This window comes from Blastococcus sp. CT_GayMR20, from assembly GCF_004570345.1.
Genome location: NZ_SPQM01000050.1, coordinates 23,806 through 32,795, shown reverse-complemented (window position 1 = coordinate 32,795; position 8,990 = coordinate 23,806). Strand labels below are relative to the sequence as shown.

The window sequence follows — 8,990 nt, the reverse complement described above, 5'->3', positions numbered from 1 at the left end:
GTCATCACGATGGGCTGCGGCGACGCCTGCCCCATCTTCCCGGGCAAGCGCTACCTCGACTGGCAGCTCGAGGACCCAGCCGGCAAGGGCGTGGAGTCCGTCCGGCCGATCCGCGACGAGATCGAGGGGCGGATCCGCACTCTTCTCGCCGACCTGCAGGTGCCGACCGCCTGACCGTCAACCCTCCGTGTCGTCCCGGGAGAGCACGAAGAAGAACGGCGCCGCCAGCCCGCGCATGTCCATGGCTGCGAGCAGGACGTCGGCGCTCACCCGCCGGAAGACGTCGATGATCGGCAGGGCGTCGTAGACCATGGCGGCGGTGGCCACCCCGCGGTGGTGCACGGTGCGCAGGCGGGCCTTCGGCTGGTTCGTGTAGAGCAGCGGCCGGATCCCGCCGAACGCCGTCCGCAGCGGTCGGAACTTCGCCAGGCCCGCATAGTCGCGGAGCAGGCCCAGCGGGATCCACGCGGGGTCCACCGGCCGCGGGCCGCCGCGGGTGCTGAACAGCAGCGGGTGCACCGACTCCACGCCGGTGAACTGCTTGCCGTACCAGCCGTAGGCCTCGAGCAGCCCGTCCAGCGGCGACCCCGTGTGCAGGCCGCTGCCCCGCCACCGGCCGATCATCTCGTCGAGAGCCACAGCGGGCAGCGAGTCGAAGAACTCCAGCGCCTCGCCAGGGGTCGCGCCGTCCCGGTGCTCGGCCAGCCACCCCTCCGCGGTCGCCGGGATCGCCGTCGTCACGGGACCGGACGCTCGAAGGTGATCAGGACACCCTCGACCCCGCCCGGGCCGATCCGGCCCTTCACCTCCACCGAGGTGATCGCCTTGAGCTGCCAGCCCTCCCGGGCGTGCTCGTTGAGGACCTTCTCCAGCTTTCCGCCGGACATCTTCCCGCCGATCATCCCCTCGCGGAGCTCCTCGACCTTGTACTGGTAACGCGTCGCCATCAGCCCTCCCTCAGCCCAGGACCGGCAGGGTCCGCTTGGCCGCCAGCCGGTCCATCCCGGCCTGGATGTCCGCGGCCACCTGGTCGTAGATCTTCTGCACGTAGGCGTCGTCGTCGGCGCGGTCGGGGTCGTCGTCGACCTCGATCGGGTCGAGCAGTTCGGTGCGGATCTTGGCCGGCAGCGGGACGTGCGCCGGCAGCACCTCGATCGCGATCGGGAAGGGGAAGCCGGCGATGATCGGGAGGTTCGCGCCGCGCAGCGTCTTCTTCAGCCCGGTGACCTTGTCGAGGGCGTTGGCCAGCCACTTGCCCTCGGAGAGGACGAAGACGGTGTCGTGCCCGCCGACGGTCGCCACCGGCAGGATCGGCACGCCGGAGCGGATCGCCTGCCTCACGAACCCCTTCCGCCCGCCCAGGGTGGCGACGTCGCGCTTGCGCCAGCTGCGCATCGCGTCGACCTCCCCGCCGGGCCAGACGACGACGTCCTCGCCCCGGGCCAGCGCCGCACCGACGCTCGTCCGGTTGGCGGCGATGACGCCGACGGCGCGGAAGTAGTCGCCGAGCCCGGGCGCGGCCATGAGGACGTCGTGCGCCGTCCCGTGCAGGAACCGCTTGCCCTCGAAGTGCTTCTGCCAGGCGTTGACCAGCGACCAGGCGTCCATGGTCAGCGCGCCGCCCGAGTGCACCCCGATGACCAGGCAGGTGCGGTCGGGCACCCGCTCCCACCCGTCGACCTCGACCCGGAAGTAGTACTTCTCCACCAGATCGACGAGGGGCTGCTGCAGCTTCATCACCGTCTCGTTCGGCGGCTGCGGCTCCATGGCCGCACCCACGCGCCAGTTGATGATCCGCTGGATCAGGTTCTGCTCCTGCTCGGCGCCGTCGGACACGTGACCTCCTTCCTCCGCAATGATCAACGCAGAGGATCGCCGCAGGTCACGACCTGCGCGCGGACGGATCCGTTCCCGAACCGTCCGGAGCGGCCGGGCGGGGCCCCTCGGGCCGGTCGACCAGCCAGCTGCGGATCTGCTCGTAGACGCGCGGGTGGTTGAGCAGGTCGAAGTGGTGCAGACCCCCGAGGCGGTGCACGTGATCGGGCGGGAAGGCCAGCCGGTCGTCGTCCCCCGTGTCGCCGCTGGCACTGCGCGGTGGGACCAGCAGGTCGCCGAGCAGGTCGGCCGCGCGCGCCGACGGGTCCCGGGTCAGGGTCGCGAGGACGACGAAGTGCCGGGCGCCGTCGTGCAGCGGCACGTGGGTGTGCGGCCCACGATCGAGCGCGTCGAGGTCCCGGTCGGTCCAGTCCGCCTCGACGAGAGTGCCGTGACGGAGGTCCTTGATGCCGACGCTGCGCAGGGCCAGCAGCCGGGCCAGCGGCCGGGTCTCGGGCAGCCGCGCCAGCTGGGCGGTCAGGCGGTGGACGCCGCGCTCGAGCGGTGCGCCGAGGTGCGGCGAGCCGAGGGTGACGGTGTCGCGGACGAGGTGCGTCCAGGCGTGCGCCTCCGCCGTCCCGCCCCCGGCCTGGTGCAGCGCGCTGCGGGCGACCAGGCCGCCCATCGAGTGCCCGATCAGGACGACGTCCTGCACCTCGTGCGGCCAGGCGTCGACCAGCGCGGCCAGCAGCGCGTCGAGCGCCCGGCCGTTCTCCGAGATGTGCAGGCCGGTGTTGTAGCGCAGGTGGACCGGCGTGAGCCCGAGGTCCTCCTGCAGCTGGGTGCCGTAGGTGAGGCCGGGTGTTCCGCGCCGCTCCGCGCCGTAGCACCAGGAGACCTCGGTCTCGGTGAGACCGTGGAGGAAGACCGCGATCCGGCCGGTCGCGCCGGGGAACGCCGCGCGCAGGGCCGCCGGCTCGGCGGGCACCGCGCGCCCGGCCACCCGGACGGTCATGTCGAGGGCCAGGGACGGCGCCTCGCGCCGGACCAGGTCGCCGTGTGCGCCGTTGAGGATCGCCTGCGCCACCCGGCCGGCCGGCTCGCCGTCGAGGGCGCGGCCGCTGGCCTTCAGGGCTGCGGCCTCACCGGCGACCCGGGCGCCCGCACCGAGGGCGAGCCGCACACCGGAGTAGCTCAGGTCGGCGATCGCGTCGTGGACGGCCTGGACCGGCCGGCCGGCCGGTCCCACCGCCCGGAACGCCCGGTCGGCGATGCCCCGGTGCACCTCGTGGATGCGGCTCGTGCTGCCCCGCAGGGTCAGCCGTGCCAGCTTCGAGGTGTCCCGGATCTCGTCTGCGCGCATCGCCGTCCTCCTGGTTGCCGCCGGACTCACACCCTCGCCCGTCCGGCGACCCCCGGCAACCGCCGGATCCGGCCTCGTCGGTCAGGGTGCCGGGGGCCGCTCGGTCCCGTCGCGCAGCCATGCGGCTGCGATCCGTTCGGCGATGGTCTCGAGCAGGTCCGCGGCCTGCCGCATGCTGCGCCCGGTATCGGGCTCGAGCTCGCTGAGGGTGTGGACGTCGTCGATCCCGACCGCGCGCAGCCGGTCGAGGGGCACGGTGCTGCGCCCGGCGACGGCGACGACGCGGGCGCCGGCCCGTGCCGCAGCGGTGGCCACACCGATCGGCCCCTTGCCGTGGAGGCTCTGCTCGTCCAGGGAACCCTCTCCCACGATCACCAGGTCGGCGCCGGCGACCGTGCGCGCGAAGCCGCTGAGCTCGAGCAGCGTGTCGATGCCGGAGCGCACCTCGGCCCCCAGGAGGGACGCGGCCCCGAACCCGAGGCCGCCCGCGGCGCCCGCCCCGGGGAGGCCGCGCAGATCGCGGCCCGTGGATGCGGTCACGAGGTCCGCCCAGTGGTTCAGCGCCCGGTCCAGCAGCGCGACGGTCTCCGCGGTCGCACCCTTCTGCGGGCCGTACACGGCGGCAGCGCCCGACGGACCGGTCAACGGATTGTCGACGTCGCACGCCACGACCACGGCGGCGTCCGGGAGCCGGGCGTCCAGGCCGTCGACGTCGAGGCGTTCGACGTCGATCAGGTGGGCTCCGCCCACCGGCCGCACCGGCCCGGATGCCGTCCACGTGCGTGCGCCGAGGGCCGCCGCCATGCCGGCGCCGCCGTCCGTCGTGGCGCTGCCACCGACGGCGAGCACGATCCGGCGAGCCCCCTTGTCCAGCGCGTCGCGCACGAGTTCACCGACCCCGTAGGTGGACGCCGTCCGGGCGGTGCGGTCGTCCGGACCTCCCTCGGGAAGCAGCCCGAGGCCCGCCGCCTCGGCCATCTCGACGAGCGCGGTGTCCCCGAGCAGCGCGTACGTCGCCGCGACGGGCTCGCCCGTGGGGCCGTGGACCTCGCACGACACCGGTCGGAACCCGTGCCGGAGGACCATCTCCACCGAGCCCTCGCCGCCGTCGGCGATCGGGTGCTCGACGACGCGCACGCCGGGCAGTCGGCGCCGCAGGCCACGGGCCAGGGCGGCGGCGGCCTCGGCAGCGGTCAGGGACCCCTTGAACGTGTCGGGGGCGACCACGACCAGCGGGAAGGGGCGATCCCCGGTCACGCGGTGCGGGGCCCCTCCCAGAGGTCGATACCGCTGTCGACGGCGTACTCGTCGATCGACCACAGCTCGTCGTCGTTGAACGCGAGATTGCCCAGTGCTCCGACGTTCTGCTCGAGCTGGGTGACGCTGCTCGCCCCGACGAGCACGGTCGTCACCCGCGGGTCGCGCAGCGCCCAGGCCAGGGCCATCTGGGCCAGGCTCTGACCCCGGTTCTGCGCGATGTCGTTGAGCGTGCGGATGCGGCCCAGGGCCTCCTCGCTGAGGAGCTCGGTCGACAGCGACTTGTCCTGGCTCGCGCGGGACCCCTCCGGGACGCCGTTGAGGTACTTGTTCGTGAGCATGCCCTGGGCGAGCGGCGAGAAGGCGATGCAGCCGGCGCCGACCTCCTCGAGGGTGTCGAGCAGGCCCTCGTTCTCGATCCAGCGGTTGAGCATCGAGTAGGACGGCTGGTGGATGAGCAGCGGCGTCCCGAGGTCGGTCAGGATCGCCGCGGCCTTCGCCGTGTCCTGCGGCGAGTAGGAGGAGATGCCGGCGTAGACCGCCTTCCCGGCCCGGACGGCGGAGTCCAGCGCCCCCATCGTCTCCTCGAGCGGCGTCGTCGGGTCCGGACGGTGGCTGTAGAAGATGTCGACGTGGTCCAGGCGCATCCGCGTGAGCGACTGGTCGAGGCTGGCGAGCATGTACTTGCGGCCCCCGCCGCCCTGGCCGTACGGGCCGGGCCACATGTCGTAGCCCGCCTTCGTGGAGATGACCAGCTCGTCGCGGTAGGGCGCGAAGTCGTCGGCCATGTGCCGGCCGAAGTTGGTCTCGGCCGACCCGTAGGGCGGGCCGTAGTTGTTGGCCAGGTCGAAGTGCGTGATGCCCAGGTCGAAGGCCCGGCGCAGGATCGCCCGCTGCCGGTCGAAGGGGACGTCGTCGCCGAAGTTGTGCCACAGGCCGAGGCTGATCGCGGGCAGGTCCAGCCCGCTGCGACCGGTGCGCCGGTAGGTCATGGAGTCGTAGCGGTCGTCGGCTGCGCGGAAGGCCATGCACGGCATCGTTCCTGGTGGGTGACCTCGACGCACAAGCGGGCGGCTCAGGGCGGCGAGTTCACGAACCGGAACTGCAGGCGCACCGACCCGTCCATCTCGACGACCAGGGTCGAGTTGCTCGCCGACCACTCCGACGGCACGAGGAAGAGGCGGTCACCCCCCTCGATGAGCAGGTGGAGGCCGCGGTAGCGGTACAGGAAGGTCTGCCCCGGGAACGACGGCAGCACGCTCTCCTTGATGCCCGGCGAGGTCAGGTGCAGGCGTTCCTTGGTGTCGAGGATGACGCTCGGGAAGCGCTCCATGTGCGTCGCCGCGTCGCGCGCCGTCCCCCTGCCGGAGAACTCCGCCAGCGTCGCCGTCGCCCAGAAGACGCTCGTGGCCAGGACGAGGGCGAGCGGGATCGTCGCGGGGCGCCGGGACCGGTCCTCGTGGTCGACCAACCGGACGACGCCCCGCCCGTAGAGGGCGAGGGCGGCGCCCACTCCCAGGCACACCGGCGTCACCAGCGCGTAGAAGTCCCAGTCCTGCAGGGCCGTGTACGTCATCACGAGCAGCACGCCGGCGGCCAGCAGCGTCCAGCCGGCCCAGATGACGACGTGCGCCATGCGGCGGGTGCGCGCCAGCCGCCGTCGCGCACCCCCGGCCGCCTCCTCGTCGGGGCCGCTGGAGATGAGCCGGGCCGCGGAGACCCGCCGCCGGACGAACTCGTGGACCGTCGCCCCCACGACGCCGAGCAGCAGCAGGCCGAGCAGCGGCGTGAGCAGCGACTGCGGGCTGCGCATGACGTAGTCCTGGGTGCTCAGGCCGATGGTGTCGACGTCGATGCCGAAGTACTCGTACTGGGCACGCGAGGAGGCGTAGCCGAAGTAGAAGAGCAGCGCGGTCAGCACGCTGATCGGCGCCACGACGGAGGCGGCGGAACTGACGAAGCTGCCCACCCGGCTCAGGGTCGAAGGCTCCTCCGCCATCGCGGTCAGTTCTGACCGGTGTCGGTGGTCGACTCGTCCTCCGTGGACTCCTGCTCCGTGGACTCCTGCTCGGTCGACCCCTGCTCCGTGGACTCCTGCTCCGTGGACTCCTGCTCGGTCGACCCCTGCTCCGTGGACTCCTGCTCGGTCGACTCCTCCTCGGTCGACGGCTCCGTCCTCGCGACCGGGATGCTGAATCCGAGCGGATCGTCATCGGCCTCCGCCTCCAGCCGTCCCCTGAGGTCCTCGCACAGCGCGTCCGCGCCGACGGGGCAGGTCACGGTGCCGCCGACGACGAGCCTCACGGCCAGGTCGTCGTAGTTCGGGTCCCCAGCGGCCGGCGGCCGCGTTGCCGTGACGAGGAAGGCGCACGTGGCGCCGGCCTCGTCGTTCTCGGCGGTGAAGACGAAACCTCTGCAGGACGGGTTCCCACCGCACCCGCCGCCGAGCCGGGCCACATCGCTCAGCAGCGAGCCGTCGTTCACGTCGTGCACCGAGCCGTCGGTGATCGTGATCCGGACACCTCGCGGGATCGGGTCGTCCCCGAGGAAGCTCACGTCGACGCACTGCTCGGCGGAGCCGTCTGCTCCGTTCCCGCCGCCGATCGGCATCCCGGCCACGTTGATCGACGGCTGCGCGGCCTGCGCCTGGCCCGGCGCCTCGGGACCGGTTCCCTCGAGTTCTGGCGCCTCGGCCGCCTCCGTCTCGAGCGACCCCTGATCCGCCGAGCTCTCGCCGGACGAGCCTTCCGACGGCGATCGGCCGCCCGAGGAACCGCCGCCGGTACCGCCGTCCGCCGACGTCTCGCGGTCGGCCGCCTCCGAGGGGTCCGAACCACCACCCGATGAGGAGCCACAGGCGGCCAGCAGCAGGGCGGCCATCAGCGAGAGCAGGGCGAGCAGCACCCGGACGACGGAACCGCCACAGTCGGCTCTGACGGTGGGACGACCTTGCAGCTGGGACACGGTGACCCCGCTTCTGAGGCGCAACGGGCCACCTCGGTTGCGTCGGTACCGGCGATGCGGGGCTGCTGCCGCGGTGGGGCATCGACGTGCGGTGCCCATCCACGGTAGGGACGGCGCTGCAGGGCCACAACGGTCTTTCGCCTCACCCGGTCGCGTTGTGTCACCGAGGCGGCCCGCGACCGCGAGGGACGGGCCATCAGGGGCTGGACCGCGCGTCGATGCGGCCTAGGCTGGAGGTGTCCAGCCGTCGATGCATGGAGGTCCCCGTGCTGCGCCTACTCGGTCTGCTGCTCGTCGTCTGGCTGGTCATCACCGTCATCGGCGCGGTGGTGAAGGGGCTGTTCTGGCTGGCCGTCGTCGGCGTCCTGTTCTTCGTCGTCACGGCCGCGCTCGGCTGGAACAAGCGGCACGCCGAGATCCCGGGCCGTCGCTGAGCCCGTAGGTCTGGCCCGCGGTTCCGCGACGATCGAGGACCCACCGGTCGCGCCGCGTCGGCGCTAGCCTCTCGTGGCGAAGGGACGACGCCATGACGAACGCGGCACGTACCTCGGGGATCCCGACTCCGGAGCGGGTCTTCTACGGAGTCGTCTGTCTGGCCGCGACCTTCGTCGCGGTGCTCGGCTACCTGGCGCCCGAACGCATGGACGCGGCCTTCACCTGGGCGGAACTGCCACCTCTGCATGCGCGGTTCGTCGCCACGCTCTACCTGTTCGGTGCGGTCTTCCTGTTCACCGCCCTCCTCGCTCGCCGGGCCAGGTCGGTCCGGCCGGCGATGGGCGGCATCGCGATCTTCACCGGTGTCCTGTTCCTGGTGACGGTCCGCAACCTCGAGGCGTTCGACTTCACGCTGGTGCCGGTCTGGGTCTGGACCGCCTCGTACGTGGTCTATCCGCTGGTGGCGCTGGCATTCCTGTGGACCAGGCGCGGGCGCCGGGAGCCGGAGCACTCCGAGGTCGCGACCGTGGGCTGGGTCCGTGGGGTGCTCCTCGCGCACGCCCTGGTGTTCGGCGTCCTCGGGCTGCTCATGTTCCTGATGCCCGACCTGATGGTGGACGCGTGGCCCTGGCCCGTCACGTCGGGCGTCGTCCAGGCCTACAGCAGCCCCTTCCTCACGGTCGCGTTCTGCGCGGGTGCCTATGCCGACCGCCGGGTGTGGCCGGACGTCGGGGTGCTGCTCCCGGCACTGTTCGTCCTGGAGGCCGGCACGTTGGCCGTCTCGCTTGCGTACACCGAGTTGTTCCCCGTCGAGGCCGTCGCGACCTGGGTGTGGTTCGGCGGGTTCCTGCTCGGCGCGCTGTCGGTGGGTGCGGCGCTCGTGGCCCGGGTGACGACCCGTCCGGTGCCGATCGGGGCGGCGCCACTCCCCCGGTGAGTCATTCGCCGTCCGCGTCGCCACCCATGCCGTCGCCGAGGGGGTTCGGACCGGTCCAGCCGCCGGAATCAGGACGGGGCTCGGACTGCACCTCCACCTGCTCGGCGATGGGCACACGGGCGCTCGTGACCAGCTCGTCCTCGGGGATCGCGTAGGGGCTCTCGGTCATGGGCGAAGCGTCGCGCGGCGGCGTCCCGGTGTCCAGGCCGGAACTCCGAG

11 protein-coding genes and 1 pseudogene are annotated in these 8,990 nt (G+C 72.6%); 3 read left to right on the top strand and 9 right to left on the bottom strand.

What is annotated here, in order from left to right:
* A pseudogene (locus E4P40_RS28980) lies at positions 1-174 on the top strand (heat-shock protein HtpX); the annotation flags it as partial.
* A gap of 3 nt (positions 175-177) precedes the next feature.
* Here E4P40_RS28980 and E4P40_RS13385 read toward each other — a convergent pair.
* From E4P40_RS13385 to E4P40_RS28975, 8 genes are all read right to left on the bottom strand, one after another.
* Entirely contained in the window at positions 178-741 is a 564-nt protein-coding gene (locus tag E4P40_RS13385) for a DUF4334 domain-containing protein (RefSeq protein WP_245160321.1), read from the bottom strand.
* The gene (locus E4P40_RS13380) at positions 738-947 is read right to left on the bottom strand and encodes a DUF4177 domain-containing protein (protein ID WP_135159052.1); all 210 of its coding nucleotides are present in this window, start codon (positions 945-947) and stop codon (positions 738-740) included. Before E4P40_RS13380 ends, E4P40_RS13385 begins: the two co-directional genes overlap by 4 nt.
* 10 nt (positions 948-957) lie before the next feature.
* Positions 958-1,836: a lysophospholipid acyltransferase family protein gene (locus E4P40_RS13375; protein ID WP_209305306.1), complete on the bottom strand. Its 879-nt coding sequence runs from the start codon at positions 1,834-1,836 to the stop codon at positions 958-960.
* Between the two features lie 46 nt (positions 1,837-1,882).
* Positions 1,883-3,178, bottom strand: coding sequence for an alpha/beta hydrolase (locus E4P40_RS13370; RefSeq protein WP_135159051.1), 1,296 nt, complete (start codon positions 3,176-3,178; stop codon positions 1,883-1,885).
* Between the two features lie 81 nt (positions 3,179-3,259).
* Positions 3,260-4,435 carry a glycerate kinase gene (locus tag E4P40_RS13365; RefSeq protein WP_209305305.1) on the bottom strand — a complete coding sequence of 392 codons (1,176 nt, stop codon included), beginning with the start codon at positions 4,433-4,435 and terminating at the stop codon, positions 3,260-3,262.
* Positions 4,432-5,463, bottom strand: coding sequence for an L-glyceraldehyde 3-phosphate reductase (gene mgrA / locus E4P40_RS13360; protein WP_135159050.1), 1,032 nt, complete (start codon positions 5,461-5,463; stop codon positions 4,432-4,434). Before mgrA ends, E4P40_RS13365 begins: the two co-directional genes overlap by 4 nt.
* A 47-nt stretch (positions 5,464-5,510) precedes the next feature.
* Positions 5,511-6,404, bottom strand: a complete 894-nt coding sequence (locus tag E4P40_RS13355; RefSeq protein WP_209305304.1) for a hypothetical protein — start codon at positions 6,402-6,404, stop codon at positions 5,511-5,513.
* A gap of 35 nt (positions 6,405-6,439) precedes the next feature.
* Positions 6,440-7,339, bottom strand: coding sequence for a hypothetical protein (locus E4P40_RS28975; RefSeq protein WP_135159048.1), 900 nt, complete (start codon positions 7,337-7,339; stop codon positions 6,440-6,442).
* A 326-nt stretch (positions 7,340-7,665) separates the two neighbouring features.
* Here E4P40_RS28975 and E4P40_RS13345 point away from each other — a divergent pair, with 326 nt between their 5' ends.
* Together E4P40_RS13345 and E4P40_RS13340 are read left to right on the top strand one after the other, a co-directional pair.
* Positions 7,666-7,833, top strand: a complete 168-nt coding sequence (locus E4P40_RS13345; RefSeq protein WP_209305302.1) for a hypothetical protein — start codon at positions 7,666-7,668, stop codon at positions 7,831-7,833.
* A 92-nt stretch (positions 7,834-7,925) separates the two neighbouring features.
* A complete protein-coding gene (locus E4P40_RS13340) occupies positions 7,926-8,771 on the top strand; it encodes a hypothetical protein (RefSeq protein ID WP_135159046.1) in 846 nt (281 codons plus the stop codon).
* 1 nt (position 8,772) lies between these two features.
* Here the strand turns inward: E4P40_RS13340 and E4P40_RS28105 are convergent, their stop codons facing one another.
* Positions 8,773-8,940, bottom strand: a complete 168-nt coding sequence (locus tag E4P40_RS28105; protein ID WP_167762223.1) for a hypothetical protein — start codon at positions 8,938-8,940, stop codon at positions 8,773-8,775.
* Positions 8,941-8,990: the final 50 nt, after the last annotated feature.

Bases quoted from the DNA above. Each gene is read 5' to 3' on its own strand.
- E4P40_RS13380 (WP_135159052.1), bottom strand. From the start codon at position 947: ATGGCGACGCGTTACCAGTACAAGGTCGAGGAGCTCCGCGAGGGGATG.
- E4P40_RS13370 (WP_135159051.1), bottom strand. From the start codon at position 3,178: ATGCGCGCAGACGAGATCCGGGACACCTCGAAGCTGGCACGGCTGACC.
- mgrA (WP_135159050.1), bottom strand. From the start codon at position 5,463: ATGGCCTTCCGCGCAGCCGACGACCGCTACGACTCCATGACCTACCGG.
- E4P40_RS13340 (WP_135159046.1), top strand. From the start codon at position 7,926: ATGACGAACGCGGCACGTACCTCGGGGATCCCGACTCCGGAGCGGGTC.
- E4P40_RS28105 (WP_167762223.1), bottom strand. From the start codon at position 8,940: ATGACCGAGAGCCCCTACGCGATCCCCGAGGACGAGCTGGTCACGAGC.